General features: G+C 69.0%; 16 protein-coding genes. 4 read left to right on the top strand and 12 right to left on the bottom strand.

Annotated features, from left to right (window positions below):
* Positions 1 to 147: 147 nt before the first annotated feature.
* From ACWGI2_RS27145 to ACWGI2_RS27160, 4 genes are all read right to left on the bottom strand, one after another.
* On the bottom strand, positions 148 to 1,101 hold the full coding sequence (locus tag ACWGI2_RS27145) for a MerR family transcriptional regulator (protein WP_453698304.1): 954 nt from the start codon (positions 1,099 to 1,101) through the stop codon (positions 148 to 150).
* An 89-nt stretch (positions 1,102 to 1,190) separates the two neighbouring features.
* A complete protein-coding gene (locus tag ACWGI2_RS27150) occupies positions 1,191 to 2,123 on the bottom strand; it encodes a metal-dependent hydrolase (RefSeq protein ID WP_453698122.1) in 933 nt (310 codons plus the stop codon).
* Complete coding sequence (locus tag ACWGI2_RS27155; protein ID WP_453698124.1) at positions 2,120 to 3,901, bottom strand: SDR family oxidoreductase; 1,782 nt, start codon at positions 3,899 to 3,901, stop codon at positions 2,120 to 2,122. The genes ACWGI2_RS27150 and ACWGI2_RS27155 overlap by 4 nt, the downstream gene beginning before the upstream one ends.
* Positions 3,898 to 4,749 (bottom strand): M24 family metallopeptidase, encoded by an 852-nt coding sequence (locus tag ACWGI2_RS27160; protein WP_453698125.1) that lies wholly within the window; start codon positions 4,747 to 4,749, stop codon positions 3,898 to 3,900. Before ACWGI2_RS27160 ends, ACWGI2_RS27155 begins: the two co-directional genes overlap by 4 nt.
* Before the next feature lie 274 nt (positions 4,750 to 5,023).
* Here ACWGI2_RS27160 and ACWGI2_RS27165 point away from each other — a divergent pair, with 274 nt between their 5' ends.
* The 4 genes from ACWGI2_RS27165 to ACWGI2_RS27180 are packed head-to-tail and all read left to right on the top strand — an operon-like array spanning position 5,024 to position 8,564.
* Positions 5,024 to 6,031 carry an ABC transporter ATP-binding protein gene (locus tag ACWGI2_RS27165; protein ID WP_453698306.1) on the top strand — a complete coding sequence of 336 codons (1,008 nt, stop codon included), beginning with the start codon at positions 5,024 to 5,026 and terminating at the stop codon, positions 6,029 to 6,031.
* Positions 6,021 to 6,926 (top strand): ABC transporter permease, encoded by a 906-nt coding sequence (locus ACWGI2_RS27170; RefSeq protein ID WP_453698127.1) that lies wholly within the window; start codon positions 6,021 to 6,023, stop codon positions 6,924 to 6,926. Before ACWGI2_RS27165 ends, ACWGI2_RS27170 begins: the two co-directional genes overlap by 11 nt.
* The gene (locus ACWGI2_RS27175; RefSeq protein ID WP_453698128.1) at positions 6,923 to 7,834 is read left to right on the top strand and encodes an ABC transporter ATP-binding protein; all 912 of its coding nucleotides are present in this window, start codon (positions 6,923 to 6,925) and stop codon (positions 7,832 to 7,834) included. The genes ACWGI2_RS27170 and ACWGI2_RS27175 overlap by 4 nt, the downstream gene beginning before the upstream one ends.
* 10 nt (positions 7,835 to 7,844) lie before the next feature.
* Positions 7,845 to 8,564, top strand: a complete 720-nt coding sequence (locus tag ACWGI2_RS27180) for an ABC transporter permease (RefSeq protein ID WP_453396684.1) — start codon at positions 7,845 to 7,847, stop codon at positions 8,562 to 8,564.
* A gap of 300 nt (positions 8,565 to 8,864) precedes the next feature.
* Here ACWGI2_RS27180 and ACWGI2_RS27185 read toward each other — a convergent pair whose 3' ends face one another.
* From ACWGI2_RS27185 to ACWGI2_RS27220, 8 genes are all read right to left on the bottom strand, one after another.
* A complete protein-coding gene (locus ACWGI2_RS27185; RefSeq protein WP_453396683.1) occupies positions 8,865 to 9,689 on the bottom strand; it encodes an HAD family hydrolase in 825 nt (274 codons plus the stop codon).
* Entirely contained in the window at positions 9,686 to 10,975 is a 1,290-nt protein-coding gene (serS, locus tag ACWGI2_RS27190; protein ID WP_344525121.1) for a serine--tRNA ligase, read from the bottom strand. The genes ACWGI2_RS27185 and serS overlap by 4 nt, the downstream gene beginning before the upstream one ends.
* Before the next feature lie 696 nt (positions 10,976 to 11,671).
* Entirely contained in the window at positions 11,672 to 12,607 is a 936-nt protein-coding gene (gene pheA, locus ACWGI2_RS27195) for a prephenate dehydratase (protein ID WP_453396681.1), read from the bottom strand.
* 90 nt (positions 12,608 to 12,697) lie between these two features.
* A complete protein-coding gene (efeB, locus tag ACWGI2_RS27200; protein ID WP_453698130.1) occupies positions 12,698 to 13,930 on the bottom strand; it encodes an iron uptake transporter deferrochelatase/peroxidase subunit in 1,233 nt (410 codons plus the stop codon).
* 11 nt (positions 13,931 to 13,941) lie between these two features.
* Positions 13,942 to 15,921, bottom strand: coding sequence for a copper resistance CopC/CopD family protein (locus tag ACWGI2_RS27205; protein WP_453698132.1), 1,980 nt, complete (start codon positions 15,919 to 15,921; stop codon positions 13,942 to 13,944).
* Positions 15,922 to 15,935: 14 nt separating this feature from the next.
* Positions 15,936 to 16,427, bottom strand: coding sequence for a copper chaperone PCu(A)C (locus ACWGI2_RS27210; protein WP_453396678.1), 492 nt, complete (start codon positions 16,425 to 16,427; stop codon positions 15,936 to 15,938).
* Positions 16,424 to 17,074, bottom strand: coding sequence for an SCO family protein (locus ACWGI2_RS27215; RefSeq protein WP_453396677.1), 651 nt, complete (start codon positions 17,072 to 17,074; stop codon positions 16,424 to 16,426). The genes ACWGI2_RS27210 and ACWGI2_RS27215 overlap by 4 nt, the downstream gene beginning before the upstream one ends.
* 79 nt (positions 17,075 to 17,153) lie before the next feature.
* On the bottom strand, positions 17,154 to 17,876 hold the full coding sequence (locus ACWGI2_RS27220) for a YcnI family copper-binding membrane protein (RefSeq protein ID WP_453397126.1): 723 nt from the start codon (positions 17,874 to 17,876) through the stop codon (positions 17,154 to 17,156).
* Between the last annotated feature and the right edge of the window lie 176 nt (positions 17,877 to 18,052).

The following is an 18,052-nucleotide window of genomic DNA, read 5'->3' on the forward strand; positions in this document are numbered from 1 at the left end:
TTCAGCCTCGCTCCGAAGCGTTCTCCTCGCACTTGATTTTCGTCCACCGACTTTTCATCCGTCACTTTTCGTCCACAGGTTTGATCCACAGCCAAGTCCAGTTATCCACAGGGGAATTGGCGATTCTGTGGACAACACCCAAGCCATTTAGGCCTTTTGGTCAACAGGTTCGTGATTGTGTCGACTTGCCGCAAGTGCGTCCAATGTCCTGGCCTGGACCTCCCGTTCAGCAGCCGCCGCCACGAACGCGGCAGCGTTCTCCCGCCCAACGAGGCTCTCCACGGCCTGCATTGTCGAAGCGGGAAGCGCCACAGGAAGCGGGTCGTTCGCACGTGAGGGTGGCTGCCCGGAGGCGAGGTGCTGCTGGAGGTGACGGGTCGCGAACAGTCGCATGGCGCGAGCCAGTTCGGCATCGACGGACTGCTGGGCGAGCGGCCTCAGACGCCGGACGAGCGCGGCCGCCTCCGCCGCGTCCGCCTCGCTCGGCGGGTGCTGGCCGAGATAGCGCGCGAAGACATGCTCGGTGGTGAACTCCAGGAAACGGGAGGCTATGTGCTCGACCTGCCCCCTCAACTCCCGCAGGTGGCCCGATATTGCGGAGAGCGGAACACCGGCGGCGTGCAACTCCACGGCGACCGCAAGCTCTTGAGGGCTCGGCACCAGGAATTCGTCTTCCCTTCCCGGCATGGGCTCTAGCACGCCGAGCGCTATCGCGTCGGCCACCGCGGCCTCGTCAGGCTCTCCGCCGAACGCCGCGTCCAGCTCCGCCCGCGTCATCCGGTCGGCCTTCTCGTCCGTCCACGGGCCGCCGACCTCGGCGGCGAGACCCAGGACGCCGCCGAGCCCCCGGCCCGCGTCCCAGGCTTCGAGCAGCTCCTTGATGGAGGCCAGGGTGTAGCCCCTGTCGAGCAGATCGGCGATCTGTCTCAACCGGGCCAGATGCGTGTCGCCGTACACATTGGCCCGGCCGCGCCGCTCGGGCCGGGGGAGCAGACCGCGGTCCTGGTATGCGCGGATCGTGCGGACCGTGGCGCCGCTGTGGTGCGCCAGATCCTCGATGCGGTACTCCGCCGGTCTGGGCCCGGCGCCGTGGTGACCCACTGGTCCCTGCCCGGCGCCGTGGTGACCCACAGGCCCCTGCCCGGCGCCCGACTGCTCGTCCACGCTCCCCGCCTCCGTAAACGCTCGTGCTAGGCGATGGCCGCTCGGCCGACCGCAGCGGCCGCGGCCCGTGCCGCGGGTGACTCCGCCAGATATTCGACGGCCTTGCGCAGCGAGCCTTCCTGCGAGGGATGGTACGACCGCCGCAGATAGCGGGGTATGGCCGCACCGAGCTCCCGCCACGTGGGCAGCAGGCCCTTCCGGACGGCCTTGTTGTGCTCGACCAGTGAGTAGCGGAGGCGGCCCGCGAGCTGGGGGTCGCGGCGCATCAGGTAGGCGGTGCCCCAGACCCACAGGTACAGCATCACGGGCGCCGTGACCGTCATGCCCGCGATGCGGCGGGCATAGCGGGGCAGGCCATCGCCACCACAGTGCTGATACATGTCGAAGGCGACCGAGCGGTGCTCGACCTCCTCCGCGCCGTGCCAGCGCAGCAGGTCGAGCATGACCTCGTCGGCATCCGCGTGGTCCAGGCCGTCGGCGTGCAGCACCCAGTTCCCCAGGACCGCCGTGAACTGCTCGATCGCCGCGACGACCGCGAGGCGGAAGCGGAGCCACTCCTGCGTCGGTATCGGAGCACCCAACGGCGGCTTCTCGCCGAGGAGTTTCTCGAAGAGGAAGTCGACGTACTTGGTGAACGCGGCGGTGTCGAGTCGCTGCGCCGCGAGGTGATCGAGCACGTGCGCGTGCTGCACGCTGTGCGTCGCCTCCTGCCCCATGAACCCTTTGACGTCCTTGAGCAGCACCGAATCCGTGACCAGGGGCAGGCCTTCCTTGAAGACCTTCACGAACCACCGCTCCCCCGCGGGGAGAAGCAGATGCAGCACGTTGATCACGTGGGTGGCGGTGGGCTCGTCCGGTACCCAGTGCAGCGGGGTCCGCTCCCAGTCGAACGAGACCCGGCGCGGAACGATCGCGTAGTGCTCCTCGGTGTTCGTGTCGGTGCTTTTCTCCGTGCTCACAGCGGCGGCTCCAATCGGGCTATCGCACGCAGGGCCTTGGGCGTGAAGCGGGACATGAGGTGGGCGCCACGGGCCTCCGGGGTGACCGGGACGACGGCCTGGTTCTTGACGACCGCGCGCAGGATCGCGTCGGCGACCTTCTCCGGCGGGTAGTTCCGCAGGCCGTACAGACGTGAGGTCTTCTTCTGGCGGCGCTTCTCCTCCTCGGCGTCGACGCCGGTGAAGTGCGTGGTCGCCGTGATGTTCGTGTTCACGAAGCCCGGGCATATCGCGGAGACCCCGATGCCCTGGCCGGCCAGCTCCGCGCGCAGGCACTCGCTGAGCATCAGGACCGCCGCCTTGGAGGTGCTGTAGGCGGGCAGGGCCTTGGAGGGCTGATACGCCGCCGCGGACGCGGTGTTGACGATGTGACCGCCCTGGCCGCGCTCGGCCATCTGCTTGCCGAAGAGCCGGCAGCCGTGGATCACGCCCCACAGATTGACGTCGAGGACCTTCTTCCAGTCCTCTGCGCTCGTGTCGAGGAACGATCCGGAGATACCGATCCCCGCGTTGTTCACCAGGACGTCGACGATGCCGTACTCCCTGGCGACCTTCTCGGCGAGCTTCTCCATGGCCTGCTCGTCGGTGACGTCCACCGTCTCGCCCCAGGCCTCGGGGGCGCCGATCAGCCGGGACATCTCCGCCGTGCGCGCCGCGCTCTCCGCGTCCCGGTCGACGGCCACGACGCGTGCGCCCGCCTCGGCGAACGCGAAGGCGGTGGCCCGGCCGATGCCGCTGCCCGCGCCCGTGACCAGGACCAGCTGACCGCCGAAGCGATCGGCGTGCTTCCCTGTGGCCACGCTGTCGTTGGCGGGCACGCCGTCCTCGTTCGTGGTGACGAAATCCGTGATCCACGCGGCCAGTTGGTCGGGACGGGTGCGGGGCACCCAGTGCTTGGCCGGAATGCTGCGGCGCACCAACTCCGGGGCCCACAGCTCCAGTTCGTCGTAGAGCCGCTCGGACAGGAAGATGTCGCCGGACGGAGTGATGAGCTGCACGGGGGCGTGCGCGTAGGCATCGGCGCGGGGCCTGCGCATCCGCGCGCGGACGTTGTCGCGGTAGAGCCACGCTCCATGCGCGGCGTCCGACGGCAGCGACGACGTCGGATAGTCGCCCGCAGGCACCTTCTCCACGCGCTCGAGGATCTTCGGCCACCGCTTGCCGAGCGGGCCACGCCAGGCGAGCTCGGGAAGCACCGGGGTGTGCAGCATGTACACGTACCAGGACTTGGCGCCCTGGCCGAGGAGCTGGCCGACCTTGCGCGGTGTGGGCCGGGTCATCCGCTTCTTGATCCAGTGCCCGAAGTGGTCGAGCGAGGGCCCCGACATCGACGTGAAGGACGCGATGCGCCCCTCGGTGCGCTTGACCGTCACGAACTCCCAGGCCTGCACCGAACCCCAGTCGTGGCCGACCAGATGCACCGGCTTGTCCGGGCTCACCGCATCCGCGACGGCGACGAAGTCATCGGTCAGCTTCTCCAGGGTGAAGCCGCCGCGCAACGGCTGCGGAGCCGTCGACCTGCCATGGCCCCGCACGTCGTAGAGCACGACGTGGAAGCGGTCGGCGAGACGCCCTGCGACCTCCGACCAGACCTCCTTGGAGTCCGGATAACCGTGCACGAGCAGCACCGTGGGCTGTGTCGGATCGCCCAGCTCGGCGACGCACAGCTCCACCCCGCCCGTACGCACCCAGCGCTCGCGCGCGCCCTCGATTCCTTTGGTGATTCCTCCCGTGGTCATGCGGCGGCCCTCTCCTCAGCCCAACGCCGCACATGCGGCAGATCGTCATCCAGCCAGAACGCGCTCTGCTCGGGGTCCTTGGAGTCGGTGACGACCAGGATCTCCTCGAACTTCGCGCCCGTACCCCTGAATCCGAGGTGCGGTTCGACCGCCCAGAGCCCCTTTCGGGGCGGGTGGTCGGAGAATTTGTACGGCGACCAGAGCGGCGACCAGCCGTCCCGGTGCCCATGGATCGCGTCGCTGGCAAGGCCCTTGAGCGACTGCGTGCCGAAGCCGAAGACGTTCGGCGACAGGCGGCGCTCCTTGACCCGGTCGACCTTGTGCGCGATGACGCCGAAGGGATACGCGCGATGGCGGTTGGCATAGCCCTGGCGGACCATGAGCCGGTCCACGTCCTCATAGATCTCGCGCAACGGGCGGCGCTCACGCACCTCGCGCAGGAGCAGCTCGCGGTGCGCCTCCAGATCGGCGAGCAGCTTGTCGTGCACGGGATTGAGGCCGAGGCAGCCCGAGTAGCCGATGTCCGCCGTATATCCCTTGTAGACCGGGGCCATGTCGAGGATGAAGGGCATCCCCGGCTCAAGGCGGCGGTTGGTGGGGAAGAACTGCAGCGGTATCCGGAAGTTCACGAACGCCGTGCGGTCCCCGAACCAGGCGAAGGGCAGGTGGAACCAGTCCCGCACACCCCGCTCCCGCAGCCACTCACGCTGCATACGAGCCGCCTCGCGCTCGGTCGCGCCCGGCTTGAGCTGCGCCGCGACCGCCTCCGCGCATTCATACGCGAGGGTCTGCACTTCCCTGAACCCCCGCAGTTCCGCGGAGAGTTCACCTGCCACTGCTGAGGTCATGCCACCGTCCGTCCGTGTCCGTCATCGCTGTACGCGTGTCCGGTCCATCGCAGTACGCGTCCGTAACTTGACACTGATGAATGTGACAATGCTCAGCGGCTACGTCAATAGCTGTGCACGAGCCGGACCTGACTCCGGGGTGAAGCCGGGGGCATCCCCCAGGGGGCGACCTCAGGACGACCCTTACGGGCCCGTAATACCCGAGAGTGAGGCGAGGACAGCACCCTGGTCTGACGCTCGGTGTGGTCTGCGCCACTACCTTCGAAATGTGACTGTGATCGCGACCGAAAGCCTGAGCAAGCGGTTCCCGAGGGTGACCGCGCTTGACCGGCTCTCCATGGATATCGGGCCCGGTGTAACCGGACTCGTCGGAGCCAATGGAGCCGGCAAGTCCACACTGATCAAGATCCTGCTGGGTCTGTCTCCCGCCACGGAGGGCACCGCCGCCGTGCTCGGCCTCGACGTCGCCACCAGTGGCGGCCAGATCCGTGAGCGCGTCGGCTATATGCCCGAGCACGACTGCCTGCCGCCCGACGTCTCGGCCACCGAGTTCGTCGTCCACATGGCGCGCATGTCGGGGCTGCCGCCCACGGCGGCCCGCGAGCGCACCGCGGACACGCTGCGGCACGTCGGTCTGTACGAGGAGCGCTACCGCCCCATCGGGGGCTATTCGACAGGCATGAAGCAGCGCGTGAAACTCGCGCAGGCCCTCGTCCACGACCCGGACCTGGTCTTCCTCGACGAACCGACCAACGGCCTCGACCCCGTGGGCCGCGACGAGATGCTCGGCCTCATCCGCCGCGTCCACACGGACTTTGGCATCTCCGTCCTGGTCACCTCGCACCTGCTCGGCGAGCTTGAGCGCACCTGCGACCACGTCGTCGTCATCGACGGCGGCAAGCTCCTGCGGTCCAGCTCCACCACCGACTTCACCCAGACCACCACGACGCTGGCCGTCGAGGTGACGGACACCGACGAACACCCCGACGGCACCAAGGTGTTCCGCGAGGCACTGCAGGGCCGAGGGGTCGCCACCCACGAGGGAAGCGGCCTGCCCGGCGCCGGGCACACCGTGCTGCTCGAAGCGGTCGGCGACGAGACGTACGACCTGGTCCGCGATCTCGTCGCGGACCTCGGCCTCGGCCTGGTCCGGATGGAACAGCGCAGGCACCACATCGCAGAGGTCTTCCAGACAGAACAGTCCGAACAGTCCGAGCCGTCCGGACAGCCTCAGCAGTCCGACAAGGAAGCGCGGAAGGAGGCGGTCCGCCATGGCGGTTGAGCAGCCCCCGGCACACGCCGGTGAACAGACCCAGATCCACAACATCGGCTATCGCAACTACGACGGCCCGCGCCTGGGCCGTGCCTACGCCCGCCGCTCGCTCTTCTCACAGAGCCTGCGCGGGGCGTACGGACTCGGCCGCTCGGCCAAGTCCAAGGTCCTCCCCATGATTCTCTTCGCGGTGATGTGTGTCCCCGCCGCGATCATGGTGGCGGTCGCCGTGACCACCAAGGCGAACGACCTCCCCCTCGACTACACCCGCTACGCGATCGTGCTGCAGGCCGTCATCAGTCTCTTCCTCGCCGCCCAGGCTCCCCAGACGGTCTCCCGCGACCTACGCTTCAAGACCGTCCCCCTCTACTTCTCCCGCCCCATCGAGCACAGTGACTACGTACGCGCCAAGTTCGCGGCGATGGCCTCCGCGCTCTTCGCCCTCGCGGCCGCGCCGCTGCTCGTCCTCTACGTAGGGGCGCTGCTCGCCAAGCTCGACTTCGCGGACCAGACCAAGGGCTTCGCCCAGGGGCTCGTCTCCGTGGCGCTGCTCTCGCTCCTCTTCTCCGGCATCGCCCTCGTCATCTCCGCGATCACACCCCGCCGCGGCTTCGGGATCGCCGCCGTCATCGCCGTACTGACCATCAGCTACGGAGCGGTATCCACGGTCCAGGCCATCGCCTACGAACAGGGCAGCACCGACGCCATCGCCTGGCTCGGCCTCTTCTCGCCGATCACGCTCATCGACGGTGTACAGACCGCCTTCCTCGGCGCGACCTCCGCCTTCCCCGGAGGGGAAGGCCCCTCGTCCGGCACGGGCGTGGTCTACGTGATCGTCGTCCTCGCCCTCATCGCGGGCTGCTACGGCGCGATGATGCGCCGCTACCGAAAGGTCGGGCTGTGAGCACCATCAACATCGACCACACCAGCCGCTGGTTCGGCAACGTGGTGGCGGTCAACGACATCACGATGAACGTAGGCCCCGGCGTCACCGGCCTCCTCGGTCCGAACGGCGCGGGAAAGTCCACCCTCATCAACATGATGGGCGGCTTCCTCGCCCCCTCCACCGGCAGCGTCACCCTCGACGCCAAGCCGATCTGGCGCAACGAAAAGATCTACAAGGACATCGGCATCGTCCCCGAGCGCGAGGCGATGTACGACTTCCTCACCGGACGCGAATTCGTCGTCGCCAACGCCGAGTTGCACGGCCTGGACAAGCGGGCCGCGCACAAGGCCCTCGCCACGGTCGAGATGGAGTACGCGCAGGACCGCAAGATCTCGACGTACAGCAAGGGCATGCGCCAGCGCGTGAAGATGGCGTCCGCCCTCGTCCACGAACCGTCCGTGCTCCTGCTCGACGAGCCGTTCAACGGCATGGACCCCCGCCAGCGCATGCAGCTGATGGACCTGCTGCGGCGCATGGGAGACGAGGGCCGCACGGTCCTCTTCTCCTCGCACATCCTCGAAGAGGTCGAGCAACTGGCCTCGCACATCGAGGTGATCGTGGCCGGCAGGCACGCGGCGAGCGGAGACTTCCGCAAGATCCGCCGCCTGATGACCGACCGCCCGCACCGCTACCTGGTGCGTTCCAGCGACGACCGCGCCCTGGCCGCCGCCCTGATCGCAGACCCGTCGACGGCAGGAATCGAAGTCGACCTCAAGGAAGGCGCCCTGCGCATCCAAGCCATCGACTTCGGGCGTTTCACCGCCCTGTTGCCACGCATCGCCCGCGATCACGACATCCGGCTCCTCACGGTCTCGCCATCGGACGAGTCCCTCGAGTCGGTCTTCTCCTACCTCGTCGCGGCCTGAAGGGAGCATCGTGTACGACCCCACTGTCGCCCGGCTCACCTACCGGGCCCTGCTCGGCCGCCGCCGGGCGCTGATCCTCTTCACCCTGCCCGTCCTGCTGATCGTCATCTCCGCCGCGGTCCGCGCGTTCAGCGGCGCCGACGACCAGGTCGCCTCCGACCTCCTCGGCGGCTTCGCGCTCGCCACGATGGTGCCGATCATCGGCGTCATCGCGGGCACCGGAGCCATCGGCCCGGAGATCGACGACGGCTCCGTCGTCTATCTCCTCTCCAAGCCGGTCAAGCGGCCCACGATCATCATCACCAAGCTCACCGTCGCCATCGCCGTGACCATGGCCTTCTCCGCGATCCCGACCTTCATCGCGGGCATGATCCTGAACGGCAACGGCCAGCAGATCGCCGTGGCGTACACCATCGCCGCCCTGGTCGCCTCCATCGCGTACGCCGCGCTCTTCCTGCTGCTCGGCACCATCACCCGGCACGCGGTGGTCTTCGGACTCGTCTACGCCCTCGTGTGGGAGGCCCTCTTCGGGACGCTGGTCTCCGGGGCACGCACGCTCAGCGTCCAGCAGTGGTCGCTCGCCGTCGCCCAGAAGACCGCGGGCGGCGACCTGGTCACCTCGGACGTCGGACTGCCGGTCGCCACGGTGCTCCTTGTCGGCGTCACGGTCCTGGCCACCTGGTACGCCGGGCAGAAACTGCGGTCGCTGACGCTGGCCGGGGAGGAGTGATTAATTCAGTGGCGGGCAATCAGGGGCGCGGGCACAGTAGTTGTGTCACCGCGCCACGACCCTGGCGCCCGCTTACTGGGAGAGGAGCCGACGTGTCCATCAGCAGTCCGTCGAGTTCCCAGCAGGGCAGCCCGCGGCAGGCTCCGGAGTAGTTACTCACTCCGTAGAGCCCCGCCCACGGGGGATTGCCCGGGGCGGCCGCTTCGAGCGCGCACTTCGCTGCGCGGGCCGCTCACCCGTTGCACTGATGCCGGGCACCGAATCTTCCGGTGCCCGGCATCAGTGCGTTGGCTGCGCCTCTCAGGCCAGGAGCCGCTCAAGCACCGCCGCGATGCCGTCGTCCTCGTTCGACGTCGTCACCTCGTCGGCCACCGTCTTGAGTTCCTCATGGGCGTTGGCCATCGCCACGCCATGGGCCGCCCAGCCGAACATCGGGATGTCGTTGGGCATGTCGCCGAAAGCGATGGTGTCCGCGGCCTTCGCGCCCAGACGGCGGGCCGCGAGGGACAGGCCCGTCGCCTTGGAGAGGCCGAGGGGGAGCAACTCGACGATGCCTTCGCCGGCCATCGTCACGCCGACCAAGCCACCCGCCACCTGACGCGCCACCGAGGCCAGCTCGTCGTCGCTCAGGCCCGGGTGCTGGACGTACACCTTGTTCAGCGGAGCCGCCCACAGCTCGGCGACATCGGTGAACGGGACGGCGGGCAGCGGGCCGTCCTGCACCACGTACCCAGGACCCACGATCACCTCGCCGTCGAGGCCGTCACGGCTCGCGGCGAGCGCCAGCGGGCCGATCTCCGCCTCTATCTTGGCGAGGGCGATGCCTGCCAGCTGCCGGTCGAGCGTGACCGACGTCAGCAGCCGGTGCTCGCCCGCGTGGTAGACCTGCGCGCCCTGCCCGCACACCGCAAGGCCGTCGTAGCCCAGATCGTCGAGGATGTGCCGGGTCCAGGGCACGGCACGACCGGTGACGATGATGTGCGCGGCGCCCGCCGCGGTGGCCGCGGTGAGCGCGTCGCGCGTACGCGCCGAGACCGTGTCGTCGGAGCGCAGGAGCGTTCCGTCGAGATCGGTCGCGACGAGTTTGTACGGGAAGGACGGCGTGGCGGGAGCAGGGTGGCTCACTTGTTGATGGGCTCCAAGATCTCTCGTCCCCCCAGGTACGGACGCAGTACCTCGGGGACCCACACGGAGCCGTCGGCCTGCTGGTGGTTCTCCAGGAGGGCGACGATCGTGCGCGGGACGGCGCAGAGCGTGCCGTTCAGCGTCGCGAGCGGCTGCGTCACCTTCTTGCCGTCGCTCTCGTCGCGCATCCGGATCGACAGACGGCGCGACTGGAAGGTGTCGCAGTTCGACGCGGAGGTCAGCTCGCGGTACTTGCCCTGCGTCGGGATCCACGCCTCGCAGTCGAACTTCCGCGACGCCGAAGAGCCCAGGTCACCCGTGGCCACGTCGATCACCTGGAACGGCAGGCCGAGGCCGGTCAGCCACTGCTTCTCCCACTCCAAGAGGCGCTTGTGCTCGTTCTCCGCGTCCGCCGGGTCGACGTAGGAGAACATCTCGACCTTGTCGAACTGGTGCACGCGGAAGATGCCGCGGGTGTCCTTGCCGTACGTGCCGGCCTCGCGGCGGAAGCAGGGCGAGAAGCCCGCGTACCGCAGGGGCAGCTTGTCGGCGTCGATGATCTCGTCCATGTGGTAACCGGCGAGCGCGACCTCGGAGGTGCCGACCAGGTAGTAGTCGTCCTTCTCCAGGTGGTAGACGTTCTCGGCGGCCTGGCCGAGGAAGCCCGTGCCCTCCATGGCGCGCGGTCGGACCAGGGCGGGCGTCAGCATCGGGATGAACCCGGCTTCCGTCGCCTGGGCGATCGCCGCGTTCACCAGGGCCAGTTCGAGCAGCGCGCCGACGCCCGTGAGGTAGTAGAAGCGCGAGCCGGAGACCTTCGCGCCGCGCTCGACGTCGATGGCGCCGAGCATCTCGCCGAGCTCCAGGTGGTCCTTGGGCTCGAAGCCCTCGGCCGCGAAGTCGCGCGGGGTGCCGATCGTGTCGAGGACGACGAAGTCCTCCTCGCCGCCGACCGGGACGTCCGGGTGCACGAGGTTGCCCAGCTGGCCGAGGAGACGCTTGGTCTCCTCGTCGGCCTCGTCCTGGGCGGCGTTGGCCGCCTTGACGGCGGCGGAGAGCTCGCCGGCCTTCTTCAGGAGCTCGGCCTTCTCGTCACCCGAGGCCTTGGGGATGAGCTTGCCGAGCGCCTTCTGCTCGGAACGGAGCTCGTCGAAGCGGAGCCCGGACGACCTGCGCCGCTCGTCGGCGGAGAGCAGGGCGTCGACGAGCGCGACGTCCTCTCCACGGGCGCGCTGGGAGGCGCGAACACGGTCGGGGTCCTCACGGAGCAGGCGAAGGTCAATCACCCCACCAGGCTACCGTCGAGCGGTTCCGGCTCTCGACTCGATAATCCACTCTGTAGCGTTATGACCGATTTGCCGGAATGGGAATTCCCGAAAGAGGCTCGCCGGGAACCCGACGAGAACTCGACGAGAACGCGACGAAAATGAGCCACCGGCCAGCCATCGGTCGGTTGCCGCGCGCCGTTCGAGCAGTCACCGCATCTCGCTCCGGCCCCTCTGCTTCCGGGTCAATGAAAAGGGTGCCATTCCCCGAAATGGGGCAGAGGGGACTCGCCCCATTGACCCGATCCCCTTGCGAGGAGCGGGACTTGGGAGCGCGGTTGTCCACAGGAATATCCCCTGCCGAAAAGTTATCCACAGGCTGTGCGAAAGATCTGTGGATGCCGGAAGAGATCGTTCCGAAAGCCGCATGCGCGACGAAGGATTCCCGTCCCAAACCACCCTCACACCCACTTTCGAGTGGAAATGGTTCGCTCCAAAGAGTTGATCAATGGAAAAGAGTGGACGAGGGGTGACGTGCGCGACTGTGGACGGACTTGCGGGGTGTAGGCCGATTTGTCGACCATGTCGTGCTTCGTTGTCGACTTGTCCCCAGGTCGAGAACGGGCCCTGTGGATAACTTTGTGGACAACGTAAATCAGCAGGTAAGACCGCTCGCCCGACCAGTCGGCACGCTGATCGGCTCACCGGGCGGCTTGCTCAGAACCGGCCGTCCTGGCACTGGGTCAGCCAGTCCGACGCCGCAAGGAACTCGCCATCGGTCGTCCCGGGCCGCAGCGGCCGGACGTCACCGGGCGCCACCCCCGCCCGCGGGTACGACCCGAGGAAACGCACCTGGGGGCAGATCCGTTTGAGGCCCATCAGGGCCTCGCCCACGCGGCGGTCCGTGATGTGGCCCTCGGCGTCCACGGAGAAGCAGTAGTTGCCGATGCGCTGGCCGGTGGGCCGCGATTCGATCCGCATCAGGTTGACCCCGCGCACGGCGAACTCCTGGAGCAGTTCGAGCAGGGCGCCGGGGTGGTCGTCGCCGAGCCAGATGACCACCGAGGTCTTGTCCGCGCCGGTCGGCGCCGCGGGCCGGGCCGGGCGGCCGACCAGGACGAAGCGGGTCTCGGCGGTCGCCGCGTCGTGGATCTCGCTGACCAGCGGCTCAAGGCCGTACGTCGCCGCCGCGAACTCGCCCGCGAAGGCCGCGTCGAAGCGTCCCTCCTGGACCAGGCGCGCGCCGTCCGCGTTCGAGGCCGCCGATTCCCACAGGGCGTCCGGCAGGTTCGCGGCGAGCCAGTTGCGGACCTGGGGCTGGGCCACCGGGTGGCCGGTCACCGTCTTGATGTCCTTGAGCTGCGTACCGGGCCGTACGAGCAGCGCGAAGGCGATCGGCAGGACGACCTCGCGGTAGATCATCAGGGGCTCGCCCTTGGCGAGTTCATCGACGGTGGTCGTGACGCCGCCCTCGACGGAGTTCTCGATCGGCACCAGCGCGGCCGCCGCGTCGCCGGACCGGACCGCGTCCAGCGCGGCCGGCACGGACACCATCGGGACGAGCTCCCTGGTGGCCGCTTCCGGGAGCGTGCGGAGGGCGGCCTCGGTGAAGGTGCCCTCGGGGCCGAGATAGGTGTAGCGCATCGCCGACATACCGTCACCCTAATGGCCTGTCCACGGCACGGCTCCCGCGTCTCACTAAGCGGCACCTGCCCCACGTACGTACGAGAACGAGACCCAGCCCTACCCCTCCAGCAACCGCTGCCCCACGTACTCACCCTTCGCGGCCCCGCCCGGCACCGCGAAGAGCCCGCTCGCCTCGTGCCGGATGAACTCCGACAGCGCGTCCCCGCGGTCGAGCTTGCGCTGCACCGGCACGAAGCCGCGCAGGGGGTCGGCCTGCCAGCACACGAAGAGCAGGCCCGCGTCCGGCTCCCCGCCCTTGTCGAAGCCGTCGTGGTACGAGAACGGGCGGCGCAGCATCGCGGAGCCGCCGTTCTGGTCGGGCCGGGTGATGCGGGCGTGGGCGTTGAGGGCGATGACGTACTTGCCGTCCGCGCCCGCCTTCTCCAGCTTCGGCTCGGTGGTCTCCGAGCCGCCGGTCAGCGGTGAGCCGTCCGACTTGTGGCGCCCGATGACCGCCTCCTGGTCCTTGAGGCCGAGCTTCTCCCAGTCGTCCAGGAGCATCCGGATGCGGCGTACGACGACATACGAGCCGCCTGCCATCCACGACGGGTCCCCCGTGGCGGGCATGAAGATCCGCCGGTCGAAGTCGTCCTCCGACGGCTTCGGGTTGTTCGTGCCGTCGATCTGACCCATCAGGTTGCGGGTCGTCATGGGGTGCGCGGTCGCGCCCGGCGAGCGGTGGAAGCCGTTCATCTGCCAGCGCACCCGAGCCGCGTCCCCCGCCTCCTTCTGGAGCGCGCGCAGCGCGTGGAAGGCGACGAGCGGGTCGTTCGCCCCGATCTGCACCCACAGGTCGCCGTCGCTGCGCGCCTTGTCGAGGTGGTCGGAGGAGAAGTCCGGCAGCGGGTCGAGCGCCGACGGGCGCTGCTTCTCCAGGCCGGTGCGCCCGAAGAAGCTGTGGCCGAACCCGAAGGTGACGGTCAGGGACGACGGGCCCGCGTCGCGGGCGACATCCGTGTCCTCCCCCGCCGCGGCCTTGCCCGCCATCAGCCGCTCGGCCGTCGCCGACCAGCGGCGCAGCAGAGCCGCCGCCTCCTTGCGGCCCGCGCCCGCCGACAGGTCGAAGGCGATCAGATGGCCGCGGGACTGGACGGGCGTGGTGATGCCCGGCTGATGTTTCCCGTGAAACATGACCGTGTCCGCGCCAAGGGACGCCAGCGACGCCGCCTTCTCGGGGGTGTCCGAGGGAGCCGCGGCGTACCCGGCCGCACCGCCCGCCGCGCCGAGCGCGAGACCGGTGGCGCCGGCGGTGCCGAGCAGCCGCCGTCTCGAAATCCCGTTGTCCGCCATGGTGGTTCCGTTCAGCCGATCTGCGCGTTCTTGTTCACGGTCACTTGGTCGATGTCGGAGGTCCGCACGGTCACCGCGATCTTCCACTTGCCCGCCATCGGAATCTGCACCCCGCTCGAGCTCCAGTGTCCGGTGGCGATGCGGTCGGGGGCGACGGGCAGCGGGCCGAGGTCCTTCGACTTGAGGGTGAAGGAGACCTTCACCTCGGGGATGTCGAAGGCGCTGCCGTTCGGGCGCTTCACGAAGATGTGCATCTCGTTGCTGCCGGTGCGGCCCGGGTCCAGGTCGAGCTGCACGGTGCCCTTGCCGTCGTCGGAGCCCGTGTCGAAGGGGATCTTGAGGGTGAGCGGACCTGACCGCTGTGCGGCGGCTGCCGTCTTCGAAGCCGCGGCTTCCTCCTCCGTGCGTCCGGGCTCGGTGGAGGTGAGGACCGTGGTGACGGCGAGCAGGACGACGGCGACGCCCGCCTCGGCGAGCACGGAGCGCCGCAGGCCGGACCGGTTCGGGTCGGCGTCGCGGATCCGCTTCTCGCGGGCGGTGGTCATGGCGGCCTGCTGGCGGGCGAGTTGGGCGGAGCGCTTGGAGTCCTCTCCCGCGCCCCCGGCGGCCACCGTCACCGGCTTCTTCTCCACACGCTTGGCCGCCGCGTGCTTTTCCGCGTGCTTCTCCGCACGCTGCTCGACGACGGCCGCCGCCGCGGCCTCCGGCGCCATGTCGCCCGCCTGGCCCGCGATCCGCGCCGTCCAGCGCCGGGAGATCCAGGCGACGCCGACGAGGACGACCACCAGGCCGACCTTGATGAGGAGCAGCTGGCCGTACCACGTACCGGTGAGGGCCGACCACGAGCCGACCTGCCGCCACGACTGGTAGAGCCCTGTTGCGGCCAGGGCGACGACGCTGCTGAACGCCACGCGCGAGAAGCGCCGCACCGCCCCTGCCTCCACCGACGGCGCGAAGTAGAGCGCGACGACGAGCGCCGCGAGCCCGCCGAGCCAGGCGGCGACGGCGAGCAGGTGCACGACGTCCACGGGCATCGCGATCCCGGCCTGGATACCGGTCGAGGCGTGCTCGGCCATGGCCCAGGTCGCGCCGAGCCCGACGGCGACGACGCCTCCGCCGATCGCGAGCCCGAACGTGAGGTCCCTGCGCTCCTTGGGGTCGGTTCGCTTTTCGTACGCACCGAAGAGGACCGCGATGAAGAGCGCGGCGGCGGCGAGGAGCAGCAGCCGTGAGACCAGCGCGGCTCCCGTCTTCGTCTGGAGCACGTCGCCGAGCTTGGCCATGTCGAAGGCGTCGGCGATCTTCCCCGACCCGGTGTAGGGCGCGCGGAGCAGCAGCATCACGAGGGTGGACGCGGTGAGCGTGACCCAGCCGGACACCACGAGGCGCTGCACGGGGCGCACGCCGGCGCCACGCGGCCAGCAGCCGAGCACGAAGGCCGCCCCGCCGACGACGAGGATGAATCCGGCGTACGAGAGGTAGCGCGCGAAGCCGTAGAGCCCGCCGACGAATCCGCCGCCCACTTCCTGGTCCGGCAGCGCGACCTTCGTGTCGGATGGCGCGCCCACGGAGAAGGTGAAGGCCCCGGAGATGGGATGGCTGTCGGCGGAGACGACTTGGTAGGCGACGGTGAAGGTGCCGTCGGGCAGCCCCTTGTGCAGCTTCACGCCGTACGTGTTGGCCCCGAGGTCACTGGTCTTGCCGGTGTCGACGCGCTTGCCGGCCGGGTCGAGCACCCGTACGGAACCGTCGGACATGGCGACCTTCTCGGAGAAGGTCAGTGAGACGCGGGCGGGCGCCGTGTCGACCACCGCCCCCTGCTTGGGGTCGCTGCCCGTCAGCGCGGCATGGGCGGAGGCGGGGGCCGCCGTGGCCAGCAGGGCGCCGAGGAAGACGGCGACGACGAGCAGGAGCCGTCCGACGCCGGGGGTTATCCCGAAGCGGGCGGCGGCCCCGGAGCGAGCTCCACAGCGGGGAGCGATGGTCTGCATCAGCGATCAGTCCCTCAGTGCGACGCGTGCTTGCCGGGCTTGGGGTTGTACGTGGCGGCCTTCACCGGAACCTCAACGTCGATGGGGTCCGACTTCTCGAAGTGCAGCGTCACCGCGACCTTGTCGCCCTGCTTCGGCTTGTGCTTGAGCTCCTCGAACATGAGGTGGTTGGCGCCCCGCGCGAAGTCGAGCTCGCCGTTCGCGGGTACGTCGAACGACTTCTGCTCCTTCATCGCGTTGCCCTTGGTGCTGTGCAACGTGACCTTCTTGGCGAGGGAACTGGTCACCGAGGTGAGCTTGTCGGCGCCGCCCTTGTTCGTGACGGTGAAGAACCCGGAGGCCATGGTGTCCATGGCGGGCTCGGGCATGAAGGCGCCGGCGACCTTGAGCTCGGGCTTGTCCGATGCCGCGCCGCCGTCCTTGTCGGCGGACGCGTCCGAGCAGCCCGCGAGGGCGAGCCCCGCCGTCAGCGCCATGGCTCCGGTGACGAGAGTGCGGCGGTTCACGGGGTCGCTCCCTTGACGAGCTTGGGGAGGTCCTTGGTGTAGTCGTCCACGGTGGTGTCCTCGCCGTACAGGACGTACCCGGCGTCGGTCTTCGGCGAGAACGCGATGACCTGCGTGCCGTGCATCGAGACGATCTTGCCCTTCTCCTTCTTGGAGGGCTCGATGCTGATGCCGAGGGTGCGGGCGCTGCCCTGGATGGTGTCGAAGTCACCGGTCAGACCGATGAAGTCGGTGTCCTGGGCCTTGAGCCACTTGCCGAGGGCCTCGGGTGTGTCGCGCTTGGGGTCCGTGGTGACGAAGACGACCTGGAGCTTGTCCTGTTCGGCCTTGGGCAGCTGCTTCTTGGCGACGGCGATGTTGCTCATCGTCAGGGGGCAGACGTCCGGGCAGTTGGTGTAGCCGAAGTAGACAAGGGTCGGCTTGCCCTTGGTCTCCTTGCGCAGGTCGTACTTCTTCCCGTGCGTGTCCGTGAGGACGAGGTCCGGCTTCTCGAAGGGCTTGTCGAGGATGGTCGCGGCCTTGTCGCCGTTGGACTCGACGGAGACGTCCGCGACGGGCTTCTTGCCGTCGTCACCGCCGCCGCAGGCGGACAGGGTGAGGGTGGCCGCGGCCAGCATGGCGGCGGCGAGCAGCTTCTTCTTGCGCATACGAAAATGTCCCAGATGTGAGGGGGCCCGGGCGCACCGGGGGCAGGCGAAACGCCCCCGGTGCGGCCCGAAGGGTGGCTCAGCTGTTGGCGCGCCGACGTCCGGCGAGCACGCCGAACGCCACGCCCGCGGCGCCTACGACGATGCCGACGATGCCGAGGACGCGGGCGGTGGAGTCGCTGCTGTCGGAGGACGCGGCGGACTCGCTCTTGTCGTCCTTGGCCTCGGCCTTGTCGTCGTGCGAGGCGGCGCCGCCGTGGCCGTCGGACGCGGCGGTCAGGGCGAGGGCGGGCGCCGGGTGCTCCGGCTCCTCCTGGCCCTTCTGCTGCGGCTCGATCCAGCGGACGACTTCCTTGTTGTCGTACGTCTGGACGGCCTTGAAGACGAGCTCGTCGGCATCCTCGGGCAGCGCGCCGATGGAGAGCGGGAACTTCTGGAAGGTGCCCGGCTGGACACCCTTGCCGTCGGCGGTCCAGGTGACCTTGGAGACGGCCTCGTCGATCTTCTCGCCGTGCATCTCCAGCGGCTTGTCGAGCTTCGTCTTGGTGACCTTGGCGGTCCAGCCGGGGACGGGCTGCGTCATGACGGAGGCGAGCGGGTGGTCCTCGGGGAAGGAGATCTCGAGCTTGTTGGTCGAGGCGTCGTCCATCTCGTTCGGCACCTTGAAGTTGACCGTGGCGTAGCCGCCCTTGGCGGCCTCGCCCTCGGCCGTGACGCTGACGTGCGCGAAGGCGGGGACGGAGAGGAGCAGGACAGCGGAGGCGGCGACGCCACCGACGACGGAGACGCGGGAGGCCTTCACGGTGGACAGCGCAGACAGAACAGACATGGCTAGAACACTCCACTTTCAGCGGTGGTGATCAGCGGTGCCGAGCACGTCGGCAGCGGTGATCAGGGGAGAGTGCGCGCGGCGGCGAACCGAGCGGGCACGCGCGCGTGGACGCCGCCGGCCGTGAGGCACCTCTCCGTAGTGCTGCG

The organism is Streptomyces sp. NPDC054866 (assembly GCF_053610745.1).